Raw genomic sequence first — 15414 nt, forward strand, 5'->3', positions numbered from 1 at the left:
GTCGCTGGATTAGCATTGGCATAGGTACCAGCAGCAGAGGCAGGACTAACATTAGTTCTTGTAATCTGTTGCGTATAGGTAAGCGAATTTAAAAAAGCCACATATTGCTCTTGACTGATTTCATATTTCATGCTGTAGAAACTATTCCACCCTAACGGATAGGTAGATGGCAAAGGAGCTGAACTACCATGACTAGGTTGAGATTTATAGTTAAGAGTAGCTCCTATACCTGCTGTTTGTATGGCATTGGTAATTAACACATTTTTAAAGCCCCAACCATTAGAACCACTTCCATTTCCAAAACCATTACTGTTGTCGCCAATAAGAAAATCGCCTTGTGGCACATAAACCATCTCAATTCCCGCTACTTGAAAATTATCACTTAGGTTAGCTGCAGTTTGCAGGGCTATTAAAACTGTTGCTGTTGGAATGTTTCCATTGCCAATTGCTGACCGTCTGATAAAAACACCCATGCCATCTGGCACAGCATCTACCTGCAAAACACCTCCTGTTATCAAATGATCACCAGAAACGGTGCTTACTAAAGCATGTGTCCAAAAGTTATCCAAACAACCTTGGCGTTTGATAAATACCCAAACACCATCCCAGTTGCCTGGGGTTATATCTGTATTCCAGCTGTTATCCCATGAAATGGTAAACTGCAAATCCCCCCCGACTACAGTGGGTGTACCAATATTTAAATTGTTGGCTTTTAGGTTGCTACTACTTAATCCTAATAGGAGTACAATAGCTAAACAAATTAATCTTGTAATTCTTTTAAGTTCCATTTTTTCTATTTTTTTTGATTTAAATTTAATTGTGTGTTTAAAAACAAATAATAACACTACCTTTTTCTTGAAGTCTGTGATACTTTTTTTAATACCACTAAGATTATTATTGCACTTCAAAAAAAATTAATTATAATTCATTTTATTTAACACGACAAAACTAAAACATTTTTTAATATAATCGATAAAAAGCATAAAAAAACGTTGAAATACCATAAATTTTTAATTTTTACGTATAAAATACTTATACTTTTATTTTTTATAAACACAGGTATTGTATTTTTATTTATAAATAAATGCATAATTTGGGATATTAAGAAGATTATAAAAAGGTCTGGAAATTTTCAAGCGCTTAAAGGATGGCGAGAGGTAAACTTGAACTTCTGTCGGACTAGGCGGATTGGAATGCATTTTTTTTAATATTTACGACTTATAACACCTTATTTCAGGTGTTTTTTGTACAGTATCAGAAAGAGGGGGAACACCCCGCCCGCCACTGGCGGGCACCCCTCTTAAAAAGAGGGGAAGAACACCCCGCCCTTCGGGCACCCCTCTTAAAAAGAGGGGAAGATTGGGGGTGAGGAAAATAGGTAAAAAAAAACCTAATCGTTATTTTGATTAGGGTTTACTTCGTCCGTTCTGCTATCGTTTCGGATTGTAGCGATAGTGAAATTTGAACTCCTGTCGGGCTGGGCGGATATGAATCCATTCTGATATCGTTTCGTATTGTAACGAGAGGGAGATTTGAACCCGTGTCCGTCAGGCGGATATGAAACTACCGTGTGTTCTGCTATCGTTTCGGATTGTAGCGAGAGGGAGATTTGAACTCCCGACCTCAGGGTTATGAATCCTGCGCTCTAACCGACTGAGCTACCTCGCCATAATAAATGCAATCCTTGAATAATATACCGATTTCTATTTTTATAGGTGTTCAGTGATACGCCTTGCGGCTAAATTGCGAAGGCAAATATAAAATTAAAATTTGCTGCTACAAACTAATAGCAGTAATTTTTTTAATTTTTAAAAAAACGCTTTTTTTTAATTTTTATTCTATATATTTCGAAAAAATTTATTCAAGTCATGGATAGTAAAATACGATACGAATTAGAATTTCCTTTAAATTCATCACCTCAATTATTATATCAATACATATCAACTCCATCCGGTTTGCAAGAGTGGTTTGCCGATAATGTTAATTCAAGAGGAGAATTTTTTACTTTTATTTGGGATGGCAATGAAGAAAATGCTCGACTTGCATCCAAAAAGTCAGGTGAAAAAGTAAAATTCAGATGGGTTGATGATCAAAATAATGATACTGAGTATTATTTTGAATTGAGAATTTTGGAAGATGAGATTACTAAAGATGTTTCGTTGATGGTAGTGGACTATGCTCTAGAAGATGAACTTGAAGAGTCCAAATTATTATGGGAAAATCAAGTTTCTGATTTAAAACACGTAATTGGCTCTATATAATTCAATTTTTTAAAGTTAAATTTGTCCTGTCTCATTCTAAAAATCGAGACGGGATTTTTTATGATTAATTTTAATGGTGTTATTCTAGATTCTGATTTTCAATTGTCGGTGAACAACCGGTCTTTTTTATATGGTGATGGTGTTTTTGAAACTTTAAAAATTGTAGACAACACAATCTTATTTTTTGAAGATCATTATTTTAGACTCATGGCTTCCATGCGCATTGTTAGAATGGAAATTCCAATGTCGTTTACGCTTGAGTTTTTAGAAAGTCAAATTTTGAGTTTGGTTAATCAATTAGCAATTGAAAACTCGGCTCGAGTGAGGATTACGGTGTATAGAAATGAAGGAGGATATTATGCGCCAAATCAAAATTCGGTTTCGTATGTTGTTCAAGCAGCTCCACTTTCAGATAAAACATATACAATTGAAAAGAGTAATTTTGAAGTCGATTTGTACAAAGATTTTGCGGTAACCAAGCAGTTGCTTTCTACGTTAAAAACAACTAATAAGATGGTTCATGTAACGGCAAGTATTTTTGCCAAAGAGAATCAATTAGAATCTTGTTTGCTTATCAATGACTCAAAAAATGTAATTGAAGCCATTAGCGGGAATTTATTCATGTTGATGGGTAATACCTTAATTACTCCACCCATTTCTGATGGTTGTTTGAATGGAATAATGAGAAAGCAAATTATCACGCTTGCCAAACAATTTGAAACAATTGATTTTGTAGAAAGAGAAATTTCCCCATTTGATATACAAAAAGCAGACGAATTATTTATCACAAACGTAATTCAGGGAATTCAACCCATTACTAAGTATAGAAAAAAGGAATTCGAAATTAAATTAGCGTTGCAATTACTTGAAAAACTAAATGCTGGACTTAATTTAGAATAGGGTTTTCGGGAGCGTTAGACCAAATCAAATAGTCCCCACCCAATTCTAAAATTCGTTCTTTCCAAAAGTGAACAGAAGCTTTTCCTAAAATTTTATTTTCATAACTATTTTTAGTTAAAATCCATGAGTTAGCATCCATTTCGTTTTCTAATTGTTTAGAATCCCAGCCAGTATATCCTAAAAAGAAACGTATGTTTTTTTTGGTTATGGTTCCATCATTTATTAGGGCTTTGGTTGCCTCAAAGTCGCCTCCCCAAAAAATTCCATTTGAAATTTCAATGCTATTAGGGATTAGATTAGGAATATTGTGAATAAAGTATAAATTATCTTGTTCTACTGGACCACCATTGTATATTTTAAAATTGGCTTCAATTTGTGGGAGTAAATCTTTGATGGTGTATTTAAGGGGTTTATTTAAAATAAAACCAACAGAACCTTCATTATTATGATCGGCCAATAAAATTACAGCCCTGTTAAAAGATAAGTCACTTATTATAGAAGGTTCAGCAATTAATAATTGTCCTTTCTTTATTTTTTTTGTAATCATTTTCATGAAAGTTTTAATAAAGTTAACCTGTTGGGTGTAATTAGTTTTTGATGATAATTTTTCGTCAGTTTGAGTGATTTTCGATAGAAAATCGTCCTTCGTTTTCACTCAGGATGACAGAACAAGAAAAATTTCATTAAAAACGGTTCTCGATACATTTTTTGTTCCTCTCGTCCAAAAAGACGAGATGCACAAAAAACACTCGAACTGACGTTTTTATAATTACACCTAACGGATTAAAGTTAACAAAAATGGGATTAAATAACCAACTTTTAATCTCTACTATTAAAAAAGCCACATCGATTGATGCGGCTTTTGTATATCAGAAGAACTATTTACTAGTTTACTGCTCCGTCTAATTCAGCACCAGCTTTGAATTTAACTACATTTTTAGCAGCAATTTTAATAGTTTTCCCTGTTTGTGGATTTCTTCCATCTCTTGCAGCTCTTTTAGATACTGACCAAGAACCGAAACCTACTAAAGATACTCTTCCACCTTTTTTCAAGGTGCCACTTACATTTCCTAAAAATGATTCTAAAGCTAGTTTTGCTGCTGCTTTTGTAATTCCTGCATCGGCTGCAATTGCATCGATTAATTCTGATTTGTTCATAATGTTAGTTATTAATTGTTGGTTAAACATTTTGTTAATTGTAACAAATTTAATAGGAATTCCTTAGCGTACAAGCGATTTAGTGATTTTTTCAAAAATTTGTTGATAACTTGAGTTATTTGTTGATAAACCAACGCTTTTCATTGGTTTTTTCCAAACTATAAATCCTTTGAAACCTTATTCTGCTTGTGCTTTTTCAGAAAAAGTAATACCATTTAACAGCTCTTTTGTGAGCATTTTTTTCTTCCCTGGAAGTTGAAGACTAACTATTTGAATAAATCCATCTTTTACAGCTACTTTAATATCTTGTTTTGAAGTGATAATTTGTCCAATTTTAAGAGTATGATTTTCAAAAATGATTTTGGCTTCAAATAGTTTAACACTCCATTCTTCACCATTATTTTTTATGATGCACCAAGCGCAGGGATAGGGCGATAAACCTCTAATTAAATTATGAATTTCAGTTGCCGATTTTGTCCAATCCACTTTACAATTTTCACGATTGAGCTTGTAAGCTGTTCTTATTTCTGAGTTATCTTTTTGAATAATTGTTTTTACATCTCCTTTTTCTAGTAATGCTAATGTTTCGATTACAGCTGTACTTCCAAGAACCATTAATCGGTCATGAAGTGCTCCAGCATTTTCTTCAGCCGAGATTTCAATCTCTTTACTCAAAATCATAGCGCCAGTGTCTATTTTATCATCTATAAAAAAAGTGGTTACACCAGTTTTGGTTTCGCCATTAATTATTGCCCAATTTATAGGTGCGGCACCACGATAATTTGGAAGCAAGGAAGCATGAAGATTGAACGTGCCTAGTTTTGGCATACGCCAAACGGCTTCGGGCAACATTCTAAACGCTACTACTACTTGAAGGTTGGCATTTAAACTTTGTAATTCCGATAAAAAAGTTTCGTCTTTTAAATTGGTTGGTTGTAATAGTTTTAAATTGTGTTCCAAAGCATATTGTTTTACAGCCGAATATTTTAGCATTTGACCCCGACCGGCGGGTTTATCGGCTGCAGTTATCACACCAACAACTTCATAGTTGCTTTTTATAATGGTGTCTAAAATACCAACAGCGAACTCGGGTGTACCCATGAAAACAATGCGTAACTTTTCCATACTTATTTTAAGGAATATAAATTATTTGATTTGATACTAATAGTATCGTTTTCCAAAAGTGTTTGAAGGGCAAAGATAACATCGTCTTTTTGAAGTTTAGTTATTTTTTGAATATCTCTGGAATTGAAATCTTGGATTTTTAACAAATCAATAATTTTTTTAGAAACTGTTTCAGGATTGTCATTTTTTTTTGTCTTGGAAATACAATAGGAACAAATGCCGCAATCCTTTTTTATGGTTTCCCCAAAATATTGCATCAACAACTTGTTCTTACAAGTTTTAGTATCCTTACTATAATGTAGGACTGCTTGAAGTTGTGTTATTTTTAATTTATTTTGGGATTCAAGATGTTTAGAAACTCTATTGATGGTTCGTTCATCTTCTCTTATTTCATTAAAAGTTATCGAGGCATCATTGTTTCTGGCAATCATTTCGATGATATCTTTTTCTTTTAATTTTTGGAGAAGAGAAAGAATAGCGTTGTCATTTGTATTCGATTTTTTGGCAATCAATTGTGGATTAAAAGCGGTTTGCATATCATAAATTCCAGGATAAGTGCGCAAAATGGTGAGAATAATTTCCTCATCATTTGGATTTAAACTCATATAACGGATCACTTCTTTGGAAGGAATGATAAATTGAATACTTACTTTCTCTGAGAATTCATGTGACAATGTAAGGATACCTTGTCTATCTAAAAACTGTAAGGCATTGTATGTTTTCAAAGTTGGAAAATTGTATTTTCCACAAAATTGATTGAGGTTAAAACTAAACTGCTCGTCAATTCCTTCTCCGTAGGCAATTTGAAAATAAGTGCAGAGTTTAGTAAATACCGAATTCAAGAAAGCTTTATCAGGCAAAACACTAATGAATTGCGACTCGGCGTGCAAAATATCCGAAGGATTGTTGAGCAAAACAGCAAATGCTTTTTCGCCGTTTCTTCCTGCACGACCCGTTTCCTGATAATAGTTTTCGAGGTTTTGTGGCAGGTGTAAATGAATAATGGTTTTTACATTGGCCTTATCTATTCCCATTCCAAAAGCATTGGTAGCCACCATTATCTTCACTTTTTCTTCCATCCAAAGTTTCATGTGATTTTCTTTGTCCTTATAAGATAATCCTCCATGATAATAGGTAGCTTTAAAACCTAAATTTTCTAATTGATAAACGGTTTCAGTACATGCTCTTCTATTGGTTACATATATAATTGAGGGTTGCGGATTTTTATGAAGTATTTGCTGTAGTAAGTTTAGTTTATCCTCGGTTTCAAAAACCATATAACCGATGTTATCTCTATAAAATGACTTACAGAACACCTGAGGATTGTCAAGTTGCAGTTGGACCATAATATCTTCTTTTACTCTTGGAGTAGCCGAAGCAGTCAAAGCCAAAAAAGGCACTTTAGGAAAGTATTCTTTAAGTTTTGCAATCTTTAAATACGCCGGACGAAAATCGTGTCCCCATTGTGAAACGCAATGCGCTTCGTCAATGGCGATTAAGTTTATGGGAAAGTTTTTGATGCGTTCCAAAATCCAATCGTTTTGCAATCGTTCTGGAGAAAGATAAAGGAATTTGTAGTTGCCAAATTGACAATTATCCAACAAATCAATTATTTCATCTTGGTGAATTCCACCGGTTAGTGCAATGGCTTTTATGCCTTTGTTTTGCAAGTTTTGAACCTGGTCACGCATTAAAGCAATAAGTGGAGAAATGACTAAGCAAATACCTTCCTGCATCATGGCTGGCACTTGAAAACAAATCGATTTTCCACCACCAGTAGGCATTAGCGCCAAAGTGTCTTTTCCGTCCATCACAGAAGTTATGATTTCTTCCTGTGATGAACGAAAAGCATCGTGTTTCCAATATTTATTAAGGACATCTAATGCTTTTGACATTTATAATGGCGAGTTTCGTGTTGCGAGTTTCAAGTTTTTCAAAACTACTTATTTTTTATGAAAATAGAAGAAAGAAAATAGAAAAAGGAAAATAGAGAATAGAAAATAGAAGAAAGAAGTTCAAACCCGAAACCCAAAACCCGTTACCCGTTACCCAAAACCCGTAACCCAAAACCCGTAACCCGAAACCCAAAACCCCTAACCCGTAACCCAAAACCCGTAACCCGTAACTTTTTAAAAAAGCTGACTTAAAATATACTTAATGCGTTCTTCCACAGTTCCTCTTGGTACTTCAATAAGATGGTAACCATAGTTTTGATAGGTTTCCAATAAGTGATTGAAGATGAGTTTGGCTTGTTCGAAGTTTTCATAACGTGCTTCATCACTTTCATAAATGTCTTCCCATGGTGGAAGGACAAACACTTTTGAATATTCATGTTCCTTACTGGCATGATCAAAAAAAGCAGGATAACTGTCGCCAATGTAATGCATGTAGGCCAATATATCGGGAATTCCACGGTCTAAAAACACTATTTCGGCTCGATCGTTCGTAGCTTGTTGGTGTTGTTTTTTTCTTCCTTCAAGTAATAATTCGCTAAATAGAAGTGGTCTTTCGAGGAATAATTGTTCGATTCCTTGTTTTTTGGCTTCAAGAGTTATTTGACGTGAGATTTCGGGAAAACACGCATAACCCTGTTCGATGAGTGCCTCGATAATTGTGGTTTTTCCGGTTCCTGGACCACCAGTAATAACTATGATTTCTTTCTTCAAGATTTTTAAAATGAGGAGCAAATTTATTGAATTCAATTAGAATAGTGAAAGTGTTTTGGGTTTTTATTTCTTAGAAAAAAAATAATTTTTTCAAATCCTATAATCCTAATTCTAAAATATAAATCCAATACTGTATATTTGCTTTTATTTTTGATTAAATGGATAAGAAGACGGAAGAATTTTATACCCGATTGCGCGAAGAGTTGAACAATACGTCAACATGGCCAGGGGAATATTTATATAAATTTATTGTACCTACTGACCCCAAAAAAATTGAAGAAGTAGAAAATGCTTTTGATAATATAGGCGCTGTTATTCATACAACACAATCCAAAACCGGAAAGTACACCAGTGTATCCATAAACGTCATGATGGAAAGTCCAGAAAGCGTTGTCGAAAAGTACATAGAAGTTTCTAATATTGAAGGAATAATATCATTATGATGACTGAAAAATATAGTAAAGAAAATGCTAATGATGTGGTACATCATTTGGAATACAATGCAGAAAGACCGCATTTGATCATCCCCGAATATGGTCGTCATTTACAAAAATTAATTACTCAAGCTACTCAAATTGAAGATAGAGTAGAACGTAATAAAGCAGCAAAATACATCATTCAAGTCATGGGAAGTTTAAATCCACATTTACGTGATGTACTTGATTTTCAGCATAAATTATGGGATCAAATTTTTATTATGTCCAATTTTAAATTGGATGTCGATTCTCCTTATCCTATTCCAACAAAAGATGTAATCTTCTTGAAGCCAGAGCGATTAGCGTATCCTCAAAAAAATCCAAAATATCGGTTTTATGGCAACAATATCAAGTATATGATTAATGTTGCCAATAGTTGGGAAGATGGAGAAATGAAAAATGCTTTGGTAAAAGTGATTGCCAACCACATGAAAAAATCCTATTTGAGTTGGAACAAAGACACCGTTACCGATGTCGTTATTTTTGAACATCTTTATGAATTATCGGATGGTAAACTTAATTTATTAGGAAGCAGCGAAGAATTATTGAATACCAATGATTTAATACGTACGAATAAAAAAATCTCTAATAAAAACATGCCTCCACAAAATACTAAGATAAAAAGCAATAAGAACGGCAAAAAACCTTTTATAAAAAACAATAATAACAATCAGAAATAGTTTCGAGTTATAGTTTCCTACTGCGATTATTTTTTATCCCGCAACCCAAAACCCAAAACCCGCAACCTTAAACACATAAACCATGGGAACTTTTAAAATTGAAGGAGGCATCCAACTAAAAGGTGATGTAACACCACAAGGAGCCAAAAACGAAGCATTACAAATATTATGTGCAGTGCTTTTAACTCCAGAAAAAGTAACAATCAGCAATATTCCAGATATTATTGATGTCAATAAATTGATCACACTATTGGGAAACCTTGGAGTAAAAATCCAAAAAAATGGTCCAGGTTCCATTACATTTCAGGCAGATGAAGTGAATGTTGGGTATCTTGAAACCGAAGCGTTCAAAAAAGAAGGTGGCAGTTTACGAGGTTCGATCATGATAGTTGGGCCACTTTTGGCTCGTTTCGGAAAAGGATATATCCCAAAACCGGGTGGCGATAAAATTGGTCGTCGTCGATTGGACACCCACTTTGAAGGATTTATCAATCTTGGTGCCAAGTTCCGTTATGAAAGAGAAGACCATTTTTATGGTGTGGAAAACAAAGGAAGATTAAAAGGCGCTCACATGTTGCTTGACGAAGCTTCGGTAACTGGAACGGCTAATATTGTGATGGCTGCTGTTTTAGCTGAGGGAATTACAACAGTTTACAATGCGGCGTGCGAACCCTATTTGCAACAATTGTGTAAAATGCTGAACTCGATGGGTGCCAAAATCACTGGCGTTGGTTCTAATTTATTGCACATTGAAGGCGTTGAAAGTCTTGGTGGTTGCGAACACAGAATTTTGCCCGATATGATTGAAATTGGTTCTTGGATTGGACTTGCGGCAATGACCAGAAGCGAAATCACTATCAAAAATGTTTCTTGGGAAAACCTTGGCGTTATTCCTAGTGTGTTTAGAAAATTAGGGATTACCCTCGAGAAAAAAGGTGATGATATATATATTCCTGCACATACCAAAGGGTATACGGTAAAAACCGACATCGACGGTTCTATCTTAACCATAGCCGATGCTCCTTGGCCTGGGTTTACACCCGACTTATTGAGTATTGTTTTGGTAGTGGCAACACAAGCCAATGGTGATGTGTTGATTCACCAAAAAATGTTTGAAAGCCGCTTGTTCTTTGTAGATAAGCTGATTGATATGGGTGCCAAAATCATGTTGTGTGATCCACACAGAGCAGTAGTTATGGGACATGATTTCAAATCGCAATTAAAAGCTACCACGATGTCTTCTCCCGATATTCGTGCGGGAATTTCATTATTAATTGCAGCACTTTCTGCCAAAGGAACTTCCACTATCCAAAATATTGAGCAAATTGACAGAGGTTACGAACGCATTGACGAGCGATTGAGAGCATTAGGAGCCAATATCGTAAGAGTTTAAACGACTGTATTTTTTTTAAACCATTAAGGAATTAAGGAAATTAAGAAAAACTTAATGAATCTTAACACCTTAATGGTTTTTAGTTTTTTAATAGTTATGGAAACCTACGTAATAATTTTACTTTGCATTGCCGCTTTCTTCGCAGGATTTGTAGATGCAATAGTTGGTGGTGGCGGATTAATACAAACGCCTGTTGCCATGATTTTACTACCACAACTATCTGTAGCAACTATTATAGGTTCACTGAAAATCCCCGCATTTAGTGGAACTGCTTTTGCTGCCAATCAGTACTTGAAAAATGTACAAATGAATTGGAAGTTACTTTCCATTATGTCTATTGTAGCATTTCTCGCTGCTTTTTTAGGTTCTAACTTGCTGACCCAAGTGAATAATGATTTTATGAAACCGTTGCTCTTAGTGGTTTTGATAATTATTGCTGTTTACACGTTTACTAAAAAAGATTTTGGGATACATCAAGCCAAAGAACATTCGATTAAAAGGCAACTTTTTTTAGCTGTTTTGATGAGTATTTGTATTGGTTTTTATGACGGATTTATCGGTCCAGGAACAGGCAGTTTTTTGGTCTTAGCATTCGTTTCGGTTTTAGGTTTTGATTTTCTTCATGCTTCTGCCAATGCCAAAATGGTCAACTTGGCTACTAATTTTGGTTCTATTTGCCTTTTTGTTTTAAAAGGAAAAATCATTTGGGCAATTGCTATTCCAATGGCGGTTTGCAATGCGTTTGGTAGTTTTATTGGCGCTAAATTGGCCATTAAGAAAGGGAACGAATTTATTCGTATCTTCTTTTTGATAGTGATTATAGGAACGTTACTACGATTTGGATATGATATTTTTTTGAAGTAATAGTAAAAATCTGTTGAACTATAATCCCTGATGAGGGAATGCCACCTGCCTTACGGCATTTAGGGTTGTACAAAGTTTTTTGCCTCGGATTGTAAAGATTTTTTTTACTTCAAGTCTGCTAAGTCTTTTTTGAATACTGATGGAACTGATTTTTCTATTATTACTTTTTTATTATGGTTGGAGTTTTCTTAAACACTTTTCTCTTTTCTAAATTTACCAAAATTTATTAAAACAAATCTAAAGGAGTGTTTTTTGTGCATCTCGTCTTATGGAACTAGAGGAACAAAAAATGACCCGAGGCAGTAGCCGAAATGAGCGAAGCTAATCGAGAACCTTATTTAATGAAATTTTTCTTCATCTCGATACGATTTTCTATCGAAAATCATAACTAAAAAAAATATCATCAAAAACTAATTACTCCAAAAGATATTGATTCCTTATTTAGTGTTTTATTTTATTAATACATTTCTTATTAATTTTTTTATACAAGCAGGGCTATTGCCGACGAAATGCACTAAATAACGACGAAATGAGTGTTGACAATTGGTTAACAATTAGTTAATGTTTTTTTCTTTAAAACAAGTAATTATTCTTTAATTTTGTTTCCGTTTTAAAATATAACACTATGAAAAATACTTTACTTTTTAGAAAATCAAATGCATTGTTATTTTGGAGTTTGTCTTTCCTATTCTTTCTGAATACTCAGGTGAGTTGGGGGCAAGCAAGTTTAGCTGCCATTGGCACTCCTTATCAACAAAATTTTGATGGTCTCGGTACTGCAACTTTTAATCTAACAGATAACAGTTCAATTACTGGAGTTTATGCATTGCGTGCTGCTGGAAATGCGACTCCTAATGTTTTCACAGCTGGAACAGGTAGTTCTAATAGTGGATCGTTTTATAATTTTGGTTCAACTGGTGCCGCAGACCGTGCATTAGGTTCAGCTGGTTCATCTGGAACAGGAACATTGCAATATGGTGTAAGATTAAAAAATAATACAGGTGTTGCAATTGCATCACTTACTATAACTTATACTGGTGAACAATGGCGTAATGGTGGTAATACAGCTTCGCAACCATTAACATTTGATTATCGTCAGGCAGCAACAGTTACTAGTTTAACAGGTACGTTTACAACTGTTGCTGCACTTACTTTTAATACCCCAACAAATACAGCCACTGCTGCTGCCCTTGATGGAAATAATGCAGCGAATAGAGCAGTTTTGACTTCTGTTGTTACTGTAAATATACCTATTGGTGAAGAAATTATGTTGCGTTGGACAGATATTAATGATTCAGGAAATGACCACGGAGTTGCAATAGACGACCTTTCGGTTACTCCAACTGCTGCCGTTGTCTGCACCCCTCAAACTATAAACCCAATCACCGCAACGGTTACCAAAAGTTTTGGAGAAGCGCATAGTATTGCTACCACAGCCACTTCGGGATTGACTGTAACGTATAGTACAAGTAACAGTGGTATTGCTACCGTAAATACTGATGGTACGGTTAATATCCTCGGTATCGGTGGTCCAATTACGTTAACTGCTTCTCAAGCGGGTAATGGTACAACTGTTTGTGCGGCCACTCCTGTTACCCAATCGTTTACTGTAACCAAAGCTACACCAACTATTAGTGTTGCTCCTACAGCTTCGGGGATTATTTATGGACAAACTTTAGCTTCTTCTACCTTAACAGGCGGAACCGCAAGTACACCAGGAACTTTTGCGTTTACTACACCAAGTACAGTTCCTAATGCTGGAACTGCTAATCAAGGAATTACTTTTACACCGGATGATCCTTCTTTTTATAATACTGCAACAGGTGTTGCTAGTGTTTTTGTAGACACCAAAGCACTTTCGATAACGGCAAACAATGTTAGTAAAGCCAATGGCGATACCTTAACGGGTGGAGCGGGTTTTACTGCCTTTACCAGTAGTGGTTTAGTATCACCTCAAACTATTGGCTCCGTTACCATTACTTATGGTAGTGGTGCAGCTGCTGGAGATCCTGATGGTACTTATGTAGGACAAGTTTTTCCTTCTAATGCAACTGGAGGTACATTCAATCCATCAAATTATGCTATAACTTATAACCCAGGAGATATTACGGTTACTTCTACACCTACTCTTACTCCTGCAACAACTACACTAACTGCATTTACTACTACTTATGGTACTGCTTCTACAGCACAAACGGTAGTCTTCACAGCTAGTTCACTACCGGGTGCTATTACCACTTCTACTGCTCCAACAGGATATGAAGTATCTAGTGATGGTATTACTTATGGAAGTACGGCAAGTTTACCCTCATCGGGAGGAACCTTATACGTGCGTTTAAGTGCTGCAGCAACTGTTTTAGGATCTTATAATTCACAGGTGATTACTTTGACTAGTGGAGCAAATTCTGCTACAGTTACCACAGCAGCTTCAGGGAATATTGTGAGCAAAGCTACGCCGACAATTAGTGTGGCTCCAACGGCTTCGAATATTACTTATTTGCAAACTTTGGCTTCATCTATTTTAACAGGAGGAACGGCTAGTGTAGCCGGAACTTTTATGTTTACTTTGCCAGGTACTGCTCCTAATGCTGGTACTGCCAGTCAAGGGGTAACTTTTACACCGACAGATACGGATAATTATAACACAGCTACTACTACAACTAGTGTAACAGTAGATAAAGCTACAACAACAATTAGTGTAGCGCCAACGGCTTCCAATATTACTTATTTGCAAACCTTGGCTTCATCTGTTTTAACAGGAGGAACAGCTAGTGTTGCTGGAACTTTTGCGTTTACGACACCAAGTACAGTGCCTAATGTTGGAACTGCTAATCAAGGAATTACTTTTACTCCAACAGATTTTAACAATTATAACTCAGCTACTACAACAATTAGTGTAACTGTAGATAAAGCAAATCAAACAATAGCTGCTATAACACCAGCCACAATTACAAAGGCAATAGGCGATGCGCCTTATAGTGCTGCTACTGCAGCAAGTTCGGCATTGGCTATAGCTTATTTTAGTAGTAACGAAACTGTTGCTACGGTTGATAGTAATGGTATAGTGACCATACTTACTTTAGGTACAGCCACTATTACCGCTTCTCAAGCTGGTGATGGTAATTATAATGCTGCTACTCCGGTTACTCAAACTTTGACCGTTGGTTATCCTGTTTTGGCAGGATGGGATGTTACCGGTTTAAATGCTACTGCAACTGCAACTGCAACTACATTTAATACAAATCTAATTTCTACAAGTGGTGCCAATACTATCACTCGTGGAAGTGGTGCAGCAGCAAGTGCTGGTGCGAATTCTTTTAGAACAACTGGTTTTCAAAACAATGGAATCGCCACTTCTAATACCGATTTTTTTCAAACAACTTTAACATCTACATCAGGCAATATTTTAAACCTTGCTACCATAACTGCTAATTTGGCTGGGACTAGTACATTTGCTGCTTCTCCAGGGGTAAGTTCCCAATTTGCCTATAGTTTAGATGGTACTTCATTTACCTTGATTGGTTCTCCAACGGTAACGGTTGGAACACCAGCTTCTTTATCTATAGACGTTTCAGGAATTTCGGCTTTACAAAATGTTCCTTCTGGGACAACCGTAACTTTCCGTTATTATGCTAGTGGTCAAACCACAACAGGTGGATGGGGATTTAATTCACCTGCCTCTGGTATCAATGGGCTTGCTTATACTGGTTTCTTTACAAAAACACCACCCACAGTTACTACCAATGTAGCTACTGTTACATCATCCACATCAGCTACCTTAAACGGTACTGTTAATGCGAATGGCAATGCTACTACGGCAAGTTTTAATTATGGAACAACAGTTACTGCTACTACTCCGTTATCTGGAACGGTAACAGGTACTTCAAACAC

12 protein-coding genes, 1 tRNA gene and 1 pseudogene are annotated in these 15414 nt (G+C 35.5%); 7 read left to right on the forward strand and 7 right to left on the reverse strand.

What is annotated here, in order from left to right; translation table 11 throughout:
* Positions 1 to 788: pseudogene (locus ACK5ON_RS11660) on the reverse strand (hypothetical protein); the annotation flags it as partial.
* An 806-nt stretch (positions 789 to 1594) separates the two neighbouring features.
* A tRNA-Met gene (locus ACK5ON_RS11665) sits at positions 1595 to 1668 on the reverse strand.
* A gap of 200 nt (positions 1669 to 1868) precedes the next feature.
* On the opposite strand from ACK5ON_RS11665, the gene ACK5ON_RS11670 reads away from it, so the two are divergent.
* Together ACK5ON_RS11670 and ACK5ON_RS11675 are read left to right on the forward strand one after the other, a co-directional pair.
* Positions 1869 to 2261 (forward strand): START-like domain-containing protein, encoded by a 393-nt coding sequence (locus ACK5ON_RS11670; protein WP_409822651.1) that lies wholly within the window; start codon positions 1869 to 1871, stop codon positions 2259 to 2261.
* A gap of 60 nt (positions 2262 to 2321) precedes the next feature.
* Positions 2322 to 3161 (forward strand): aminotransferase class IV, encoded by an 840-nt coding sequence (locus ACK5ON_RS11675; protein WP_409822654.1) that lies wholly within the window; start codon positions 2322 to 2324, stop codon positions 3159 to 3161.
* On the opposite strand, the gene ACK5ON_RS11680 is transcribed toward ACK5ON_RS11675, so the two are convergent.
* The 5 genes from ACK5ON_RS11680 to ACK5ON_RS11700 all read right to left on the reverse strand — a co-directional run bounded on the left by ACK5ON_RS11680 (position 3148) and on the right by ACK5ON_RS11700 (position 8110).
* On the reverse strand, positions 3148 to 3708 hold the full coding sequence (locus tag ACK5ON_RS11680) for a YqgE/AlgH family protein (protein WP_409822657.1): 561 nt from the start codon (positions 3706 to 3708) through the stop codon (positions 3148 to 3150). The two genes, ACK5ON_RS11675 and ACK5ON_RS11680, sit on opposite strands and share 14 nt — an antisense overlap.
* Before the next feature lie 338 nt (positions 3709 to 4046).
* On the reverse strand, positions 4047 to 4349 hold the full coding sequence (locus ACK5ON_RS11685) for an HU family DNA-binding protein (protein ID WP_396174899.1): 303 nt from the start codon (positions 4347 to 4349) through the stop codon (positions 4047 to 4049).
* A gap of 147 nt (positions 4350 to 4496) precedes the next feature.
* A complete protein-coding gene (gene fmt, locus ACK5ON_RS11690) occupies positions 4497 to 5444 on the reverse strand; it encodes a methionyl-tRNA formyltransferase (RefSeq protein WP_409822660.1) in 948 nt (315 codons plus the stop codon).
* A gap of 2 nt (positions 5445 to 5446) precedes the next feature.
* The gene (locus ACK5ON_RS11695) at positions 5447 to 7339 is read right to left on the reverse strand and encodes an ATP-dependent DNA helicase RecQ (RefSeq protein ID WP_409822663.1); all 1893 of its coding nucleotides are present in this window, start codon (positions 7337 to 7339) and stop codon (positions 5447 to 5449) included.
* A gap of 234 nt (positions 7340 to 7573) precedes the next feature.
* Positions 7574 to 8110: an AAA family ATPase gene (locus tag ACK5ON_RS11700; protein ID WP_409822666.1), complete on the reverse strand. Its 537-nt coding sequence runs from the start codon at positions 8108 to 8110 to the stop codon at positions 7574 to 7576.
* A 158-nt stretch (positions 8111 to 8268) separates the two neighbouring features.
* On the opposite strand from ACK5ON_RS11700, the gene ACK5ON_RS11705 reads away from it, so the two are divergent.
* From ACK5ON_RS11705 to ACK5ON_RS11725, 5 genes are all read left to right on the forward strand, one after another.
* Positions 8269 to 8553, forward strand: a complete 285-nt coding sequence (locus ACK5ON_RS11705; RefSeq protein WP_396174891.1) for a DUF493 family protein — start codon at positions 8269 to 8271, stop codon at positions 8551 to 8553.
* Positions 8553 to 9266 carry a DUF4290 domain-containing protein gene (locus ACK5ON_RS11710; RefSeq protein WP_409822679.1) on the forward strand — a complete coding sequence of 238 codons (714 nt, stop codon included), beginning with the start codon at positions 8553 to 8555 and terminating at the stop codon, positions 9264 to 9266. Before ACK5ON_RS11705 ends, ACK5ON_RS11710 begins: the two co-directional genes overlap by 1 nt.
* Positions 9267 to 9348: 82 nt before the next feature.
* The gene (gene murA, locus ACK5ON_RS11715) at positions 9349 to 10659 is read left to right on the forward strand and encodes a UDP-N-acetylglucosamine 1-carboxyvinyltransferase (RefSeq protein WP_409822670.1); all 1311 of its coding nucleotides are present in this window, start codon (positions 9349 to 9351) and stop codon (positions 10657 to 10659) included.
* Positions 10660 to 10755: 96 nt separating this feature from the next.
* Complete coding sequence (locus ACK5ON_RS11720) at positions 10756 to 11523, forward strand: sulfite exporter TauE/SafE family protein (protein WP_409822673.1); 768 nt, start codon at positions 10756 to 10758, stop codon at positions 11521 to 11523.
* A gap of 625 nt (positions 11524 to 12148) precedes the next feature.
* Positions 12149 to 15414 (forward strand): beta strand repeat-containing protein (locus ACK5ON_RS11725; protein WP_409822676.1); only part of this gene is annotated, 3266 nt, incomplete at its 3' end.

This window comes from Flavobacterium sp., assembly GCF_046317795.1.
Classification (GTDB): Bacteria; Bacteroidota; Bacteroidia; order Flavobacteriales; family Flavobacteriaceae; genus Flavobacterium.

Excerpts from the sequence above, each read along its gene's own strand:
- ACK5ON_RS11670 (WP_409822651.1), top strand. The coding sequence starts at position 1,869 with ATGGATAGTAAAATACGATACGAATTAGAATTTCCTTTAAATTCATCA.
- ACK5ON_RS11675 (WP_409822654.1), top strand. The coding sequence starts at position 2,322 with ATGATTAATTTTAATGGTGTTATTCTAGATTCTGATTTTCAATTGTCG.
- ACK5ON_RS11720 (WP_409822673.1), top strand. The coding sequence starts at position 10,756 with ATGGAAACCTACGTAATAATTTTACTTTGCATTGCCGCTTTCTTCGCA.
- ACK5ON_RS11705 (WP_396174891.1), top strand. The coding sequence starts at position 8,269 with ATGGATAAGAAGACGGAAGAATTTTATACCCGATTGCGCGAAGAGTTG.
- ACK5ON_RS11685 (WP_396174899.1), bottom strand. The coding sequence starts at position 4,349 with ATGTTTAACCAACAATTAATAACTAACATTATGAACAAATCAGAATTA.
- ACK5ON_RS11680 (WP_409822657.1), bottom strand. The coding sequence starts at position 3,708 with ATGATTACAAAAAAAATAAAGAAAGGACAATTATTAATTGCTGAACCT.
- ACK5ON_RS11695 (WP_409822663.1), bottom strand. The coding sequence starts at position 7,339 with ATGTCAAAAGCATTAGATGTCCTTAATAAATATTGGAAACACGATGCT.
- fmt (WP_409822660.1), bottom strand. The coding sequence starts at position 5,444 with ATGGAAAAGTTACGCATTGTTTTCATGGGTACACCCGAGTTCGCTGTT.
- ACK5ON_RS11710 (WP_409822679.1), top strand. The coding sequence starts at position 8,553 with ATGACTGAAAAATATAGTAAAGAAAATGCTAATGATGTGGTACATCAT.
- murA (WP_409822670.1), top strand. The coding sequence starts at position 9,349 with ATGGGAACTTTTAAAATTGAAGGAGGCATCCAACTAAAAGGTGATGTA.